The sequence below is a fragment of the Pseudomonas sp. Choline-02u-1 genome, from assembly GCF_002836515.1.
Lineage (GTDB): Bacteria > Pseudomonadota > Gammaproteobacteria > Pseudomonadales > Pseudomonadaceae > Aquipseudomonas.
Map to the genome: position 1 here is coordinate 231,658 of NZ_PJBC01000060.1, position 15,697 is coordinate 247,354.

11 protein-coding genes and 2 pseudogenes are annotated in these 15,697 nt (G+C 58.6%); 4 read left to right on the forward strand and 9 right to left on the reverse strand.

Annotation, left to right across the window (positions count from 1 at the left end; genetic code table 11):
- Positions 1 to 410: 410 nt before the first annotated feature.
- The 6 genes and pseudogenes from CXF97_RS17330 to CXF97_RS28815 all read right to left on the reverse strand — a co-directional run.
- Positions 411 to 1,364, reverse strand: coding sequence for a D-2-hydroxyacid dehydrogenase family protein (locus tag CXF97_RS17330; protein ID WP_101159540.1), 954 nt, complete (start codon positions 1,362 to 1,364; stop codon positions 411 to 413).
- A gap of 12 nt (positions 1,365 to 1,376) precedes the next feature.
- Positions 1,377 to 2,423 carry an alpha/beta fold hydrolase gene (locus CXF97_RS17335; RefSeq protein WP_101159541.1) on the reverse strand — a complete coding sequence of 349 codons (1,047 nt, stop codon included), beginning with the start codon at positions 2,421 to 2,423 and terminating at the stop codon, positions 1,377 to 1,379.
- Positions 2,424 to 2,509: 86 nt separating this feature from the next.
- Positions 2,510 to 2,944 carry a YqaA family protein gene (locus CXF97_RS17340; protein WP_101159542.1) on the reverse strand — a complete coding sequence of 145 codons (435 nt, stop codon included), beginning with the start codon at positions 2,942 to 2,944 and terminating at the stop codon, positions 2,510 to 2,512.
- Entirely contained in the window at positions 2,944 to 3,390 is a 447-nt protein-coding gene (locus CXF97_RS17345; RefSeq protein WP_041480975.1) for a DUF411 domain-containing protein, read from the reverse strand. Before CXF97_RS17345 ends, CXF97_RS17340 begins: the two co-directional genes overlap by 1 nt.
- A gap of 261 nt (positions 3,391 to 3,651) precedes the next feature.
- Positions 3,652 to 4,179: pseudogene (locus CXF97_RS28810) on the reverse strand (methyl-accepting chemotaxis protein); the annotation flags it as partial.
- A 333-nt stretch (positions 4,180 to 4,512) separates the two neighbouring features.
- Positions 4,513 to 5,643 (reverse strand): annotated as a pseudogene (locus CXF97_RS28815) (cache and HAMP domain-containing protein); the annotation flags it as partial.
- On the opposite strand from CXF97_RS28815, the gene CXF97_RS28045 reads away from it, so the two are divergent.
- Positions 5,642 to 5,809, forward strand: coding sequence for a hypothetical protein (locus CXF97_RS28045; protein ID WP_157830908.1), 168 nt, complete (start codon positions 5,642 to 5,644; stop codon positions 5,807 to 5,809). The pseudogene CXF97_RS28815 and the gene CXF97_RS28045 sit on opposite strands and share 2 nt — an antisense overlap.
- A gap of 217 nt (positions 5,810 to 6,026) precedes the next feature.
- Positions 6,027 to 6,215, forward strand: coding sequence for a hypothetical protein (locus CXF97_RS17355; protein ID WP_101159544.1), 189 nt, complete (start codon positions 6,027 to 6,029; stop codon positions 6,213 to 6,215).
- A 17-nt stretch (positions 6,216 to 6,232) separates the two neighbouring features.
- Here CXF97_RS17355 and CXF97_RS17360 read toward each other — a convergent pair whose 3' ends face one another.
- Positions 6,233 to 6,610 carry a fe2+ zn2+ uptake regulation protein gene (locus tag CXF97_RS17360; protein WP_101159545.1) on the reverse strand — a complete coding sequence of 126 codons (378 nt, stop codon included), beginning with the start codon at positions 6,608 to 6,610 and terminating at the stop codon, positions 6,233 to 6,235.
- Positions 6,611 to 6,853: 243 nt separating this feature from the next.
- Between CXF97_RS17360 and CXF97_RS17365 the strand changes: the two genes are divergently transcribed.
- On the forward strand, positions 6,854 to 9,199 hold the full coding sequence (locus tag CXF97_RS17365; RefSeq protein ID WP_101159546.1) for an acylase: 2,346 nt from the start codon (positions 6,854 to 6,856) through the stop codon (positions 9,197 to 9,199).
- A gap of 52 nt (positions 9,200 to 9,251) precedes the next feature.
- Here CXF97_RS17365 and CXF97_RS17370 read toward each other — a convergent pair whose 3' ends face one another.
- Positions 9,252 to 10,253: a FecR family protein gene (locus CXF97_RS17370; RefSeq protein WP_101159547.1), complete on the reverse strand. Its 1,002-nt coding sequence runs from the start codon at positions 10,251 to 10,253 to the stop codon at positions 9,252 to 9,254.
- A gap of 153 nt (positions 10,254 to 10,406) precedes the next feature.
- On the opposite strand from CXF97_RS17370, the gene CXF97_RS17375 reads away from it, so the two are divergent.
- Positions 10,407 to 10,676, forward strand: coding sequence for a PepSY domain-containing protein (locus tag CXF97_RS17375; protein ID WP_101159548.1), 270 nt, complete (start codon positions 10,407 to 10,409; stop codon positions 10,674 to 10,676).
- Positions 10,677 to 10,734: 58 nt separating this feature from the next.
- Here the strand turns inward: CXF97_RS17375 and CXF97_RS17380 are convergent, their stop codons facing one another.
- A complete protein-coding gene (locus CXF97_RS17380; RefSeq protein WP_256589856.1) occupies positions 10,735 to 15,447 on the reverse strand; it encodes a dermonecrotic toxin domain-containing protein in 4,713 nt (1,570 codons plus the stop codon).
- Positions 15,448 to 15,697 lie beyond the last annotated feature (250 nt).

Sequence of the window (15,697 nt, forward strand, 5' to 3'; positions counted from 1 at the left end):
GATGACCTGTGGCGTGAAGCAAAAGTTTCGACTTTTTTTCGTCGGTATGACCGAGTGGTTTGGCCACTGAAAAATCAGTCTAGGCCAGATCCTAGAGCGGGTCAGGGCAAAGGGGTAAATTGTTCGACAATCGGTTGTGTCGGTATGCTAACGAGGGTTTGAGAGGGCGAATGCTCCGACGAAGGGCATGTTTTCCGTCCGGAGTGGGCCAAAACGGTGACTGGTTAGTCACGATTTTGTGCTAGGGGATGGGCGGATAGCACCGTTTTGGTGCGAGAACATTCTGGCGTAGTGTCGATGATGGCCTCTTCGCGAACAGGCCCGCTCCCACATCGGCACGCGTACACCCTGTGGAAGCGAGCCTGTTCACGAATCGGCCGGTTGAGCGCTGAACCTCTCAAATGAAAGACTCAATTCAACAATCGCACCGGCTCTCCAGCCGCCCACGCCTGAATATCCTCGATCATCTGCCCGAAGAACTGCTCGTAATTCTGTCGGCTGACATAGCCCACATGCGGCGTAGCGAGGACGTTTTCCAGCGTGCGAAACGGGTGCAGAGCCGGCAAAGGCTCTTGGTCGAATACGTCCAGCGCCGCGCCGGCAATGCGTTGTTTCTGCAGCGCCTTGATCAGCGCGGCTTCATCGACGATTGGCCCGCGCGCGGTGTTGACCAGCAGCGCGGTCGGTTTCATCCAGCCAAGCGCCTGGGCATCGACCAGGCCCCGACTGCGCTCGCTGAGCACCAGATGCACCGACAGCACGTCGGCCTGCTCGAACAATTGCTGCTTGCTGACGTACGTCACGCCGGCATTTTCGGCACGTTCGGCCGTGAGGTTTTCGCTCCAGGCAATCACCCGCATGCCGAACACCTGACCGAACTGCGCGACTCGCTGGCCGATGCTGCCCAAACCGAGAATTCCCAGCGTCTTGCCATGCAGGTCGCCGCCCAGGCCCTGTTGCCACTGGCCGGCGCGCAGGGCATTGGCTTCCTTGACCAGATCACGGGTCGCCGCCATGATCAGCGCCCACGTCAGTTCGGGTGCGGCGTGTTTGTAGCTGTCGGTGCCGCAGGCCTGGATGCCGAGCGCGGCTGCCGCTGACATGTCCAGCGCCGCATTGCGCATGCCGCCGGTGACCAGCAACTTCAATTGTGGCAAGCGCCCAAGCAGATCAGCGTCGAAACGCGTGCGCTCGCGCATCACGCAGATCACCTGATACTTGCCCAGGCGCTCGGCCAGCGTGGCGTTGTCGGACGGGTAATCGTGCACAAAGTTTACTTCACCGATGCTCTCGAGCACGGACCAGTCGACCACGTCACGGGCCACGTCCTGCCAGTCATCAATCACCGCAATCTGCACCGTCATCGGCTTACCTCATCATGGAGCGGAAGGGGTTTTGCCCAGCCAGCCGAGCAGCGCCTGATGAAATTTCTCCGGCTCTTCCATTTGCGGCGCATGGCCCATGCCCGGGAATTCGATCAGCGTCGACTGGGGAATCAGCTTGGCGACCTGTTTGCCGAGCACTTCGTAATGACCAATCTTCGCTTTCACCTCAGGCGGCGCGAGGTCCTTGCCGATGGCGGTGGTGTCGGAGGTGCCGATCAGCAACAGGGTCGGCATCTTCAGATTCTTGAATTCGTAGTACACCGGCTGGGTGAAGATCATGTCGTAGATCAGCGCCGAGTTCCACGCGACCTGGGTCTTGCCCGGGCCTTTGCTCAGGCCGGCGAGCATGTCGACCCAACGATCAAATTCGGGCTTCCAGCGGCCGTCGTAATAAGTCGTGCGCTCATAGTCGCGAATGCCCTTGGCCGTGACCTTCAACTCGCGCTGGTACCACTGATCGACGGTGCGATATGGAACGCCAAGGGCTTTCCAGTCTTCCAGACCGATCGGGTTGACCATCGCCAGTTGATCGACCTGCTCAGGAAAAAGCAGCGCATAACGGGTGGCGAGCATGCCGCCGGTGGAGTGGCCGAGGAGGGTGGCTTTCTGGATACCCAACGCTTTGAGCAATTGCTGAGTATTGGTGGCCAGTTGCTGGAAGCTGTACTGATAGTGCTCAGGTTTGCTGGATGTACAGAAGCCGATCTGGTCTGGGGCGATGACGCGGTAACCGGCATCGCTGAGGGCCTTGATCGAACTGTCCCAGGTCGCTGCGCAGAAATTCTTGCCGTGCATCAGCACCACGGTGCGGCCGTTGGCCTTGCCATTGGCGGCGACATCCATGTAACCCATTTGCAGTTTCTGCCCCTGGGATTCGAAGGCGAAATGTTTAAGCGTGTAGGGATATTGGAAACCTTGCAGCTGCGGGCCATAGGCAGGCCCTTCGGCGGGAGCGGTTTGAGTGGCTGCGTGCGCCATTAGCGGCAGTGCAGCGCTGAGGACGAGGCCGGGCAGCCAGCGGGAAAGCGTGACGGACATAAGCACAAACTCCTTGGAAATTGGCTGACTCTGTAAGGCCGGGATTACGCCGACGTTAAACAATGGCAATCATGCGGGCGGTTGGTTCAACCGAGCCAGCCCAGCGTCAGCAAGGCCAGCACGCCATAACGCGCGCCTTTGGCCAGCGTGACGATCAGCAGAAACCGCCCGAGTGGCTCACGCATGACACCGGCAATCAAGGTCAGCGGATCGCCGATCACCGGCAGCCAACTGAGCAGCAGCGACCAATGCCCATAGCGCTCGTAATGCTTGCGCGCCGTGGTCATATGCCGCGGACTGACCGGGAACCAGCGGCGATCCTGAAAACGCTCGAGACCACGGCCCAGCCACCAGTTGACCAATGAACCGAGCACGTTGCCCAGCGTCGCCACCGCGAGCAGCCCCCACAGCCAATATCGCTCACTGATGATCAGACCGACCAGCAGCGCCTCGGATTGCAATGGCAGCAATGTCGCCGCGCCAAACGCGGCAAAGAACAGACCGAAGTAGGCTGCACCCATCAACGGGCCGGGTAATCCGCCACCACCACGTCAGCGCCGTCCTTCTTCAGGCCGATCACTTGGTACGCATCGCTCATGCCGTCCATTTCCATCCCCGGCGAACCCATCGGCATGCCTGGCGCGGCAACGCCCAGCAGATCGTCGCGCTTGCTCAGCGCCAGCACTTGATCGGCCGGCACATGACCTTCGACGAATTTGCCATTGATGATCGCGGTATGGCAGGACGCCAGGCGCGGCGGTACGCCGTGCTGCTGTTTAAAGCTGCTCATGTCGCTTTCGACGTGGTCTTCGACTTTGAAACCGTTGGCTTCGAGATGGCTGATCCATTTTTTGCAGCACCCGCAATTGGCATCGCGATGCACTTCGATCGGGATCAGTTCGGCGGCTTGCGCCAGGGAGGAGATGAACAGGGCGCTCAGGGCGAGCAGACGCAGTTGGCTTCGCATGGGGATGGGCTCTCGACTCGGTGACGGGCAAAAAGAACGCATTTTGACCGGTTTTTCCGCCCCGGCATCAACTGAGTGTATCCAGTTGCTACAAGGCAGGCTGACAGGATGATTATGGATCAAGGCTGACAGGGGGATGAGGGAGAGGTGGCTGGATGGTCAGAAAGGTATGACATGTTGATCGCAATGTCGATGCGAATCAGATCCCTGCTCCCACACTGGATTGTCTGCTATCGGCAATCCAGTGTGGGTGGTGAAGACTCAACTGACCTTGAACCGCCCCATGATCGCGCTGACGCGGCTATTGGCTTCCAGCAACTGGCGGGTGTTCAACTCACTGGCCTGGCCGCTCTGGACCAACTCATCGACCATGTGGCGGATCTGCACCATGCTGCGGTTGATCTCTTCGGTGACCGCGCTTTGCTGTTCAGCGGCAGTGGCGATCTGAGTGCTGAGGCTGTTGATGTGGCTGACCGAACCGGCCATTTCGTCCAGACCCGAGTTGACCCGTGCCGTGGCGTCGGCGGCGGACTGGCAACTGGCCTGGGTGTTTTCCATGGCGCTGACTGAGGAACTCACGCCCTGGGTCAGGCGGGTCAACATTTCGTTGATTTCGGAAGTGCTGGCCTGAGTGCGTGCGGCGAGGGCGCGGACTTCATCCGCCACCACTGCAAAGCCGCGACCCTGTTCCCCGGCACGCGCGGCTTCAATCGCTGCGTTGAGGGCGAGCAGGTTGGTCTGCCCGGCAATCGCGCCGATCACGCCAAGGATTTCGGTGATGCGCTGGGCGTCCTGCTGCATGTTTTCAACTTTGTGTGTAGCGCTGGCGACCTCGTCAATCAGCGCGACCACGCTGTTGGTCGCTTCACCGACCACGACGCGTGAGCGATCGGCGTTCTCGTTGGCGCGCTGGGTGAACGCTGCGGTTTCGGCGGCGTTTTGCGCAACGCTTTCGGCGGTCGAGCTCATTTCGGTAATGGCAGTGACGGTCTGGTCGGTTTCCGAGGCGTGACGCAGCAGGATCTGGCTGGTGTGTGCCGAGGTGCGCTGCAGGTTGTCGAGGCTCGAAGCCATGGCGCCGGTGGCCTGAGTGACTTCGCCGATCATGTTTTGCAGGTAGGCGATGAAGGTGTTGACCGAATGGCCGATCGCACCGAGCTCGTCTTCAGCGCGAATGGTGATGCGGCGAGTCAGGTCGGCGTCGCCGCTCGACAGCGAGTCGATGTTGGCTTTGAGGGCTTTCATGCGCTGCACCAGCTTGCGAATCGCGTAAACCTGCAACAGCACCAGCAGGATCACCAGCGGAATCTGGATCAGGCTCAGGCTGTTGAGCACATCGTCGCGCTGGGCGGTGAGCATTTTGGTGGGCAGGGCGGTGGCGAGGAACCACGGTGTGCCCTCGATAGGGCGCATAAAGAATGTCGCGGCTTCACCGTTGTTGTCGAACTCGACCCGTTGCGCTTTATCGCGATTCTGCAGGCCGGTCTTGATCTGATTGACGAAGGTCGAGCTGGCCGCCAGTTCGCTGATGTTCTTCAATACGATCGGGCCGCTGATGCGCGAGCTGTTGCTGATGATCTTGCCGTCAGCCTCAACGATGAGCATCTCGGCATTAAGGTCTTTTTCCTTGCGCGCTACCAGGTCGTTGAAGAAGCCCAGGGTCACGTCGATGGTCGAAACGCCCCAGGCACTGCCGTTCTTGTAGATAGCCATGGCGCAGTTGGTGCGCGGCTCGGCACTGGCATCGTCTTTATAGGCAGCGGCCCATGCGCACTGGCCGCGCGGGGTGGCCATGCCGCCCTTGTGCCAGCTCTGGTCGTAGTAGTTGGGTGCCGCATCGCTGTTCCAGAACGTATTGACCTTGAGCTGGCCCGAGGCGTCGCGATGCCAGAAGGTGCTGAACTTGTTGCGCCCGGCTTCACGCTGGCCGGGCAACGGCCAGATGCCGCCGCCGAAGACTTTCGGTTCGCCGTACTGATCCACCAGCCCTGGCAACACTACATCGATGGCAGCGCTGTCGAGCAGCGGGATGGTCTGAGTGATGCTGCGTTGCTGCGCCTGTACCTTGTTCAGTTCGCCCTGAATCTGTACCGCGACCTCGGCGATGCGGTTGAGCACGACCTTCTCTTCGGTATCGCGCAGGGTCGGCGCGACCAATTGGCTGATGCCGGCCACGGTCAGCACTGACAACAGCAGGATAAACAGAACCAGAAACAGCGTGTAGCGAGCCTGAATAGTGCGCAGTGCGGGCATGGAACTGATCCTTGAGCGGCTTTTTGTTGAACGGCGGGAATTGAAACAGGGCGGGTATCACAGCGTATCGTCGTTCTGCGCCGAAGCTTTAGCTGCTTGCGTGCCTAAACAAATGCGTAGCGATGACCGGTTAGTTTCGCAATTGAGCCGCCGTGATCAGCGCTAAACAGGAATCTTCGTGATACGGCCAGACAGGTTCTAACCGAACTGGCGGCGCGGGCGTGGGTTGCGGCAAATCGACCGGGCGGCCTCAAGGTGGCCGATCCTGCAGCCAAAACGCCTCAGCGGCTGTAACATGAGCCTCCGTTTGTGTCGCGTTTACTCAGAATCCTCAGAGCAGGTGGCCTGCAAGCGGACACATTTCTACGTTTCAGGAAACCGCAATGACCCAGAAGCAACGCTTGATTTATTCGATTCTGATCGCTTTGTCCGTACTGGCGATCATGCTCGGCCTGTCCTGGCTGCAAAACGCCGGAATGATCACTGAAAAAACTTTCCAGTACGTCGCGATTGGCGTGGCAGTGATTGTGGTGGTGATCAATGGCGTAATGCGCCGCAAGGTCAAGCCCTGACGTTTATTTCACAGGCCTCATTCGTCGCTGAGGACCGCAGCAGCGTGCGGGTGCAGGCTGTAACTCTTGTCGGCGTTGAAGGTGATCACACCTTCGGCGCACAAGCGTTTAAGCACTTCGCGGACGCTGAGAAAAGACAGCGGCACGTCCAGATCGAGCAACTGGCTATGCACACCGCGCACGCCCAAGCGGCGATTGCTCTGTGCTGCCACCAGCAGCGCGTCGATGACTTTCAGCCGAATCAGGCTGGTGCGCAGGCCGAAACTCTTCAATAGAACGCGGATGCGCTCGTTGCCCGGACGCTCGCCGCGCTGGGTGAAATTGTCGGTGTGCGTACTTATGGAAACGCTCTGTGGCGTCTGGCTACCGTCCGATGGTAGTTGCGAGTTGTACATGCGATTACTCCTTTTCAGAGCCAGATCGGGAAAGGTTTTGTTGCGTTCTCTAAACAAGACGTTTCAGCACGACAAATCATGAAAGAAAAGATGTAGAAATTTCGTCGCCAATTCGTCCCAGCCTCGTGATGACGGCGCGGTCTCGGTGGTTTTCTCGCTAAATATTTTTTCTCAGCTTCGTTTCTTCGACAGGCTCATTGCGCGTGGACGCAGGGGCAACCGACCTTTCGATCAGGAGCGAGCGTGATTATTTCCAGGCAACTCACCGGGCTGGCCCTTGCCGGCACCTTATTCGGACTGAGCCTGTCGGCTCATGCACTGAGTCCGGCCACGGACACCCGCGCCGACATTCGGCGTACCAGTTTCGGCGTGCCGCACATTCGTGCCGAGAACGAGCGCGGTCTGGGTTTCGGTATCGGTTATGCCTATGCTCAGGACAATTTGTGTCTGCTGGCCAATGAAATCGTCACGGTCAATGGCGAGCGTTCCCGTTACTTTGGTCCCGAACAGTTCACCGTTGAACAACGGGAAAATCGCGTGAGTGATGTGTTCTTCACCTGGCTCAACACACCTGCAGCGGTCGAAGCGTTCTGGCAGGCGCAACCGGCTCAGGTGCGTGATCTGGTACGAGGCTACGCCGCCGGTTACAACCGCTATCTGGCCGAACGCCGTCAACAGGGACTGCCGCAGCAATGCCAGGGTGAATGGGTGCGTGAGATCCACGCCGAGGATCTGGTCAAGCTGACGCGGCGCCTGCTGGCAGAAGGCGGGGTGGGCCAGTTCGCCGAAGCCCTGGCCGGTGCGACCCCACCGCAATCCACTGCGCAGGTTCAGCGCAACGCTCAGGCCTTTCAATTGGCCGACGTACGTCAGCAGCGTTTCGCCCTCGATCGAGGCAGTAACGCCGTGGCGGTCGGCAGCGAGCGCTCGTTCAACGGCCGCGGCATGTTGCTGGCCAACCCGCATTTTCCCTGGGTGGGTGGAATGCGCTTCTATCAGATGCACCTGACCATTCCCGGCAAGCTGGATGTCATGGGCGCGGCGTTGCCGGGCTTGCCGATGATCAACATCGGTTTCAACCAGCATCTGGCCTGGACCCATACCGTCGACTCGTCGAAACACTTCACGTTGTATCGTCTGCAACTCGATCCGAAAGATCCGACCCGTTACCTGGTCGACGGCAAGTCGCTCGCGCTGAGCAGGCAGACAGTCACCGTGCAGGTCAAGCAGGCTGATGGCCAGGTCGTACCGGTGACGCGCGACGTCTACAGTTCGCAATTCGGGCCGATCGTGCAGTGGCCGGGCAAGCTCGACTGGGACAAGCAGTACGCCTACAGCTTGCGCGATGCCAATCTGGACAACGATCGTGTGCTCAAGCAGTGGTATGCGATGAACCAGGCCAACAGCATCTCGAATCTGCAGGACGCCGTGCACAAGATTCAGGGCATTCCCTGGGTCAACACTCTGGCGGTGGATGACAAAGGCCAGACGCTGTACATGAACCTCTCGGTGGTGCCGAATGTCAGCGCCGACAAGCTGGCCAAATGCAGCGACCCACGCGCGGGCCTGCACATGATTGTTCTGGACGGTTCCAACAGCGAGTGTGTCTGGGATATCGATCCGCAAGCGGCACAGCAGGGCATATTCGCCTCCAGTCAGTTGCCGCAGTTGCTGCGCAAGGATTTTGTCCAGCACTCAAACGACTCTGCGTGGCTGGCCAATCCGGCGCAACCGCTTACCGGCTATTCCCCGCTGATCAGCCAGGACGGACAACCGCTGGGCCTGCGCTCGCGATTCGCCCTGGATCGCCTGAGCAACCTGAGCAAAAAAGGCCCGCTGGGGATCAGGGATCTGCAAAGCATGGTGATGGATGATCAGGTGTACCTGGCCACGCAGGTCATGCCTGATCTGCTGAAGTTCTGCGCATCGGATCTGGGCAGCGATGCGGCGACACTAAAGCCTGCCTGCGTCAGCCTCAAAGCCTGGGACGGCCGCGCCAATCTGGATTCCGGGCTTGGCCTGGTGCACTTCCGGAACATCATGCAGGCGCTGCTTGAATCGCCGGACATCTGGCGCGTCACCTTCGATCCGGCTGATGCGCAAAACACTCCGCGTGGTCTGGCGGTTGAACAACCCGCTGTCGCCAAAGCGCTACGCGAGGCGATGCTGGCGTCGGTAAAACTGACTGGCAAGATGCGCCTGAAGCCGGACACGCGCTGGGGTGATATTCAAGTGGTCAGCAGCGGCGGGCAGCAAACGCCGATTCACGGCGGGCCGGGGACCCTTGGCATCTACAACGCGATGCAAAGCGTGCCCCGCGAGGACGGCAAACTGGAGGTGGTCAGCGGCACCAGTTATCTGCAAGTGGTGAGCTTCGACGAAAGCGGCCCACATGCCCAAGGGCTGTTGGCGTTCTCGTTATCAAGTGATCCGGCGTCGAAATACTCGCGCGATCAGACGGCGGCGTTTTCCAGAAAACAGTGGAGCGTTCTGCCATTTACCGAGCAGCAAATCCAGGCAGACCCGCAATATCAGGTGCAGACCATACACCAGGCACAAGAACAGGCAGGGAAGGTGGTAGCGCAGTAAAAGTTCATCACCTGAAACAAACGAAGGCCGCCTCCCGCAAGGGACGCGGCCTTCAGCTTTTCGAGGGACGTTGCGGCATCGAGTTGATCACCGGGTTACCTTCCTTGTTGCGGGTCAGGTAGACCGGCAGCACTTTCGGCAGGCTGTTGGCGAGGTTGTTCAACTCTTTGATGTTATAGACACCGCCCACGCGGATCGCGCCGGTGCTGGTGTCGGCGAGCATCAACGGCTTGTCGAGGTAACGATTGATCAACGGCAGGGCGTCGTGAAGCGCAAGGTTGTCGAGCACCAATCGGCCGCTGCGCCAAGCCAGCGAGGTGTCGTTCGGGTAGGTCTGGCTGATTTGTGGCGTGTAGTCGCCATGTCGGTAGCGTGCCTGCATCGATGGCGTCAGGCGCAGACCGTCGCCCGGTAGATCGCGATTGCTGCTGACCAGCACCGAGCCTTCGATCAGATTCACCCGAACCTGGTCTTCATACATCCAGACATTGAAGCGCGTACCGGTCACACGGATCTTGCCTTCGCCGGCGCGAACCACGAACGGGTGTGCGGCGTCGTGACTGACGCTGAAAAACGCCTCGCCCTTGTTCAGGGTCACGCGGCGTTCATGTTTGTAATTGCTGAAGGTCAGGTCGGTGTTGAGGTTGAGTTCCAGCTGGCTACCGTCACTCAAAGTGATCTGACGGACATTGTCGCTGGCGGCGTAATGCTGATAACTGTTGGGCAACCAGCCCAGACTCCAGCCGGTGTAGGCCGCGAGCGGCAAGGCGAGGGCGCAGGCGCCGGCAATGACCGCGAACTTGGGCCATGAGCGCGAAGGCTTGCGTTGTGCTGCGAGTGCCTCGGGCTCGGTTCGCGGCAGATCTCCGGCGACCTCCCAGATCTCTTGCATGGCCTCGTATTCGAAAGCGTGCAAGGGATGCGCATCGTGCCACGCCTGGAACGCGCGACGCTCTTCGTCCGTGCAGTCAACGGCATGCAGACGCATGCACCACTGCGCGGCGGCATCGGTGATCGCATCGTATTCGGCTTCCGAAAGAGTGTCTTGGGTCATTGACTCGTCCTGATTTCGCTCATTCTAACCTCGCTGACCCGCTGCCGAGAACATCCGTCATGGCATTTACCCATCAACGTGGAACTTATTTTCCCCTGTGGCGCCCAAAAACACAGGAAGCAAGTGCCTACTATCCATAAATGGAGTGAAAAAATGATCAAACAGACATTCACAGCCCTGATTGCCACCGCCGGTCTGCTCAGCGCCGGTGCCGCCCTGGCGGACAAGCCAGGCGCTGGCTGGATCACCATCGAAAAAGCCATCGAGGTCGCCAAGACCAAAGCCGGTTATGTCGAAGTCTATGAGATCGGTGCCGACAATGACGGCTACTGGGAAGGCGAAGGGCGCAAGGCCGACGGTATTGTTTACGAGTTCCGAATTGACGGCGCGTCGGGCAACGTGTTGCGTGATCAGAAGGACTGAGTCCTCACTGCTGGCTGTATAAAAAGTGCGCGGGTGTCGAACCTGCGCACTTTTTTGTTTACGGCTCTGGTTGCGGGGATTGCGTCTGACTTGGGACAGAGACAGAGACAGGCACTGGGGCCGGTAAGGGTATGGCTGCCGGTAGCGGGTCCAGTTCTCTGCCGATATCACTCATCAGCAACGCGATCGAATCAGCGTTGGCCAGAACCACAGCAATGCGCGCCTCATCCGAGACCGGGCTGCGAAACGCTTTGCGGGCGTCTGCAAGGTTTTTGCTCTTGGTAAGTCGCAGAATCTTTTTGTAATCATCAGCGTGCGACGGCACCTGGTCCACGCCGATCCAGGCGTTGCTGGCGTTTTCCACTGAGAACAGGCGTTCAGACGCTGTAGAGCGCGACAAGGACTTGCGCCTGAGTTCGAGATCATCTTTAAGCGTTTGCCCATCTGCAGTGCTCGTGTCAATCAGATCGGGATAGGGACTGATCGCGTCTACCCCCGCAAAATCTTCGCTGTCGCACACCAGATGCGACAGTTCGTGAATCAGCGTCACTGCCCGAGCGTGAGAATCGACGTTGAACCGTTGCGGCAAGTAGGCGGTATAGACATCCTGCTGCGGGTTGAAGAAGTTCTCGGTGAGGTGAACTATTTTTCGCTTGTCCTGTTTGAAGACGAATGCAACCGTGTTGTCGGAGTAACGGGAATTCAAACCAGCGAAAAACCGTTCGGTATGGAGTAAGTCATCTTTGGGGTCGGCCAGCTCATGGCAGAGGGGGATCAGCACTTTTTTGATGTTTGCAAGCAGAGCAGGTGTGACTTGCGAGATGTCGAAAATCCCCTTCAATACAGTTTCCAGGCGACTGCCGCCCAGGTTGTCGCGATATAAGGCCAGGTTGTGCAGACAGTTCAGTGCGTAGCGTCTTGCCCGGCCTATGGCTTGCTCGATGACAAAGGCCCTGGCGGGGTAGCGGCGATTGATCTGTGCCATCCCTTTGGCCTGAATATCCATTTCTATCCAACGGCTTGTCTCGACTTCGATTTGTACGAGATCGCGCCGCTTCGATCGGCACAAGTGAACGGGGTTGCCGGTCCGCGCAATCACCAGCCTTTGGTTTTTCTCTTCGAGAGCAGGCCCTCTGCCGCCCTGCTTGACCTGCAAATACCAGGTTTTCTCAGACTCGACCACCGGGTAGACCTTGCCAGCAATGGCCGCATATTTCTGGGTTGTCGACGTGTCTCCATACACCAGCTTATTGCTCTCGAGTTTGAGACTTTGCAGCGCTTTGCTGGTTTCAAATGACTGTAGCTCCACCCGAGCGGCTGAAACGGGTGACACTTTTGCCCAGCGGGGGGCAACTTTGGTCGTTGTATCTGCCCCGGCAGCGGGCTGAGCTTGTGGAGCGAAATCGACGGTGGCCGTTTCTGCTTCTGCTTCCCAGGACAAGCGGCCCAGACTGAACAGGGATATCGCGCCGGCTATAAAGTTTTTCAGACCGTCCGCCCAATGGTGATTTTGAAGGGCTTCGGCAGAGGCCTTGAAGTCTTGGTAGCTTTGCCAAAGGAAAAACACAGACGCGAGCTTCGCCGGCAACAAGTGGGGTACCAGGCGCACGCCTTTACTGAACAGAATTTTCGCCGCTTCCCAATCCGACTGGGCATTGATCTGTGGCTGGCTACCGAGCAGGTGCGGCACGAGACTGAGCGTGTCCTTGTGAAACAGCTCAAGCGCATTATCGTTGACGGCTGTGCTTTGAAGCGTGATCTCGCTGGGTTTGCCAATCGTGGTTTGCAACAGGTTCCTGAATACGGCCTGCTGATTCTCTGGCAGACGCCTGATGATCAGATCCTGGAAAGGCCCGGGGGTGTTCAATGCTTCGATCAACTGCGCTTCGTTTTCAAATTCACGCAATACGAACCTGGAATAGGGCGCATACAAGACCCGTGGCCCCGTTTGTCCCGCGCCCGGCCCGATGACGTACAGGCCGAGGGCGTCAACGGAAGCGGCGCCGGAGGTTTTGATCAACGAGAGTGGGCTGACGATGGCATGTGCTCCGTCGACGGTGGCACGGGCAATCCCGTCCGGCATATCGAGTATTTGGCAGATGTAGTCGTAACCGCTATCGGACAGTTGCTGTTGCAGCTTCAACGTGTGCGCGTGCTGCATCAACTGCCAGGGTAATTGGCGGAGGAATCGTTGTTTGCTGAGGCGCGCAGCCTCAGTGTCGCCCGACAGCGCTTCGGTCACCTTGCGCGTATAAGTTGTGGCGACTTCCAGCGATAGCAGCAGTTGACGCACGGCGGCCTGATCGAAGTTTTTCGGTAACGCCGTGGCTGTTTTTGCGGATACTGAAAAACCTGTGTCCTGCACGATGTTGTAGTGATGCTGGGCAAATTCCAGCAGGTCGCAGGCTGGGCCGGCAAGCGTCAGGTTAGGGGTGATCTGGATGTCTTGAGGACGGAGCCGGTTATTGGGGAATCTGGCATCGAGCAGTGTCTTCAGTGTCTGCTCCACGTGAGTGGCCAGAGTCGGAACGCCTTCAATGAAGTCCTTGCCATCGATAAAGGCTCGCCGCACCTCATCCAGCAGTGCAAGTTGCGTGCGCTGTTCCTTCACCGGTGCCGTGCGCAACCAGTCGGGGTAGTCCAGATGCCGGGAAACGGAACGAGCGATATCGATGGCCCGCAGCAAATTGGTATCGATGACGTTGGCTTTCATTTGCTTGAGAAACTTCGCCAGCGTGTCTTCGTCCTTGATGCAAATCCGTAAAAACTCACACTCGGCCATGTAATGGTCAATGGCCGATTGCATGCGATCGCTTGACACACTGCCGTCAATCAACTCGAAAGTGCCGAGCGTGTACGGCTGATCCAGGCGACGCAGCTTCGCTGGCAGATTTTCCAGCAAGGTTGAACTCAGGTTTGTGTCGTCTAGCCTTCGTTGCAATTGCTGGCGCGCAACGGCGATGTCGGCGAACGACTCGAGGCCGTTAGCCGGCGTCCACAGAATGGCGCGGCCGGAATGCGCGACGTCCAGGCCGCCGCGTTCGGTCAGCAACACACAGTAGGCAAGCGGCAATGCGTCAGTCTGGCCTTCGCATTTCAAGGACATTGTCCAGGCGTCCGGGCGAAAGCCATTGAGCGACTGGCGTTCAGCGCGGGTGGCGTGGGCAGTGTCGAATACGGTTTCGATGATTTTTCGTTCGGCCTGCGGCCATGAACCATTGAAGTTTCTCAGGTGTGCTTCAGCGCAAATTCCCGCCTGGTAAGCCTGCGCCAGTTTCCACAGCATGCTTTCCACGAAGCCGCGCTGTTCACCGCTGCTTGCAGTCGGTTGATTGTTGAATTCATCAGTGAGGGGTTTGAGCCGTCCTTGAAGCTCTTTCGTCAATTGCGCCGCCTTGTCTGCCTGCACCAGTGACGATGGCGGCGCGCTGGAAAACGACGGCCGGGTGCTCCAGCGCTGATTGACGTCGAGTTTGAGCAGGCGCTGATGGATCATCGAGCGGATATCCAGCGCCTTGTCGAACAGTGCATGAATGTCTCTGGTACGTTCACTCTGGCGAAATTGCTGCAAGGCAAACTCGACGTTTTGCCGTTGTTTGGTGACGATGGCCTCGAACAAGGTAGTCATTATTTCGCCACCGATGTTTTCGCCTGACACCTGGGCGTTGGTAAAACCAAGGTAGTGATCACGCTCCTCAAGGCTCATCAGCCCATACAGTTCGTCTTCGTGCCCTGCAGTATCGAGTTTGGCACTGAGCGTCTCTTTGAGATCGGCATAGTTGGTCAACACTTGCAGGCCCTCGCTGGGGGTGTAGAGATAAGCCTTGTCATGATTGATCATCAGCGAGCCGGCCAACTCTACCTGAGTGGCGGCCTCGCGCAGACACACGGTTTCGAAGGTGGGGCGCCGTACGGCCACGTTCGGCTCACGGATCAGACTGTGCAGCGCATCGAACTCGCTGGCGCTGAGGATTTGTGTCTCGCGCTTGATCATCAGATCGGCGCGTGCCTGGTCGTGCAAAGCCTGGCTGAACAATGTACGTCTCGGAGCCCCCTCCAGTGAGGCGGCACTCCAGTAGGTCTCGAGCTGACGAAACAACAGCATGATCAGTTTGCCCGACGCGGTCTTGACCGCGGTTTCCCATGCCGATTGATCATCCGTGGCTGGGAGGCGGGCAGGATTGGAGAATTCAATGGTCTGGCCTTGCGGCCACTGCTGACGGCGAAAGTGCAGCAGCAGCGCTGCACTGAGCGACAGCGATTCGACCCAATGCCTGGTTTCTCCGGAAGAGGGCGCAGTATCCGCGTAAAAACTGACCCGGGTGTCACTCTGTCGCAAGTTGCCAAAGTGCGCTTCGAGTCGTTCATCGAGAATCTTTTCCAGCAGGGAGGCGAGCGACGGCAGGCGCTTGAGTTCGTCAAGCAAGTCGCGCGAACAGGCTTGCTGAGCGAGAGTGATCGAGTTTTGTTGCTCCTCGAATACATCGCCTTCGATCGTTTCGCGGGTAACGCTGATAACGCTTTTTTCCACCAGTTCCTTGCGCTGCGAAGCGCTGAGGAACGCCAACAGATCGTCCTGTTCATCGGCATTGTCCAGGCGCGTCTGCAACGCCTGCGTCAGCGCTTCGTCATCGCTGTATTTCTTCAGCCCGTCGTAGGGGGTGTAGAGAAACATGCCGTCGTCGTCCGGGCCGCTGCCGAGAATGAAGCTACCGGCCAACGGTACGGGCAGTTGCTTGTCGGCGTTAAGCAGAATTCGCTCGGCGAGCATTGGCGGGGTCTGTTCGCTACGCAGAGCGTGGGTGGCCAGTTGCACGTGCGCGAGCCAACTGAAGTCTTTGCTGTTCAGACCATGGGTTTTGGCCAGATCAGCATGCAGGCCGGGGGATTTCAAAATCTCGGGAAACAGCAGAGGTGCGGTCGAACTGGACATCATAGGGCTCTGAACGGGGCGCCATCGGGCAGGGACTCAACCATAGATCCACGACCGCGAGCACTGGCGGTATTCAGTTACCGCACCT

Bases quoted from the DNA above. Each gene is read 5' to 3' on its own strand.
- CXF97_RS17330 (WP_101159540.1), bottom strand. From the start codon at position 1,364: ATGACGGTGCAGATTGCGGTGATTGATGACTGGCAGGACGTGGCCCGT.
- CXF97_RS17335 (WP_101159541.1), bottom strand. From the start codon at position 2,423: ATGTCCGTCACGCTTTCCCGCTGGCTGCCCGGCCTCGTCCTCAGCGCT.
- CXF97_RS17340 (WP_101159542.1), bottom strand. From the start codon at position 2,944: ATGGGTGCAGCCTACTTCGGTCTGTTCTTTGCCGCGTTTGGCGCGGCG.
- CXF97_RS17345 (WP_041480975.1), bottom strand. From the start codon at position 3,390: ATGCGAAGCCAACTGCGTCTGCTCGCCCTGAGCGCCCTGTTCATCTCC.
- CXF97_RS28045 (WP_157830908.1), top strand. From the start codon at position 5,642: ATGGAACTGATCCTTGAGCGGCTTTTTGTTGAACGGCGGGAATTGAAA.
- CXF97_RS17355 (WP_101159544.1), top strand. From the start codon at position 6,027: ATGACCCAGAAGCAACGCTTGATTTATTCGATTCTGATCGCTTTGTCC.
- CXF97_RS17360 (WP_101159545.1), bottom strand. From the start codon at position 6,610: ATGTACAACTCGCAACTACCATCGGACGGTAGCCAGACGCCACAGAGC.
- CXF97_RS17370 (WP_101159547.1), bottom strand. From the start codon at position 10,253: ATGACCCAAGACACTCTTTCGGAAGCCGAATACGATGCGATCACCGAT.
- CXF97_RS17375 (WP_101159548.1), top strand. From the start codon at position 10,407: ATGATCAAACAGACATTCACAGCCCTGATTGCCACCGCCGGTCTGCTC.
- CXF97_RS17380 (WP_256589856.1), bottom strand. From the start codon at position 15,447: ATGCTCGCCGAGCGAATTCTGCTTAACGCCGACAAGCAACTGCCCGTA.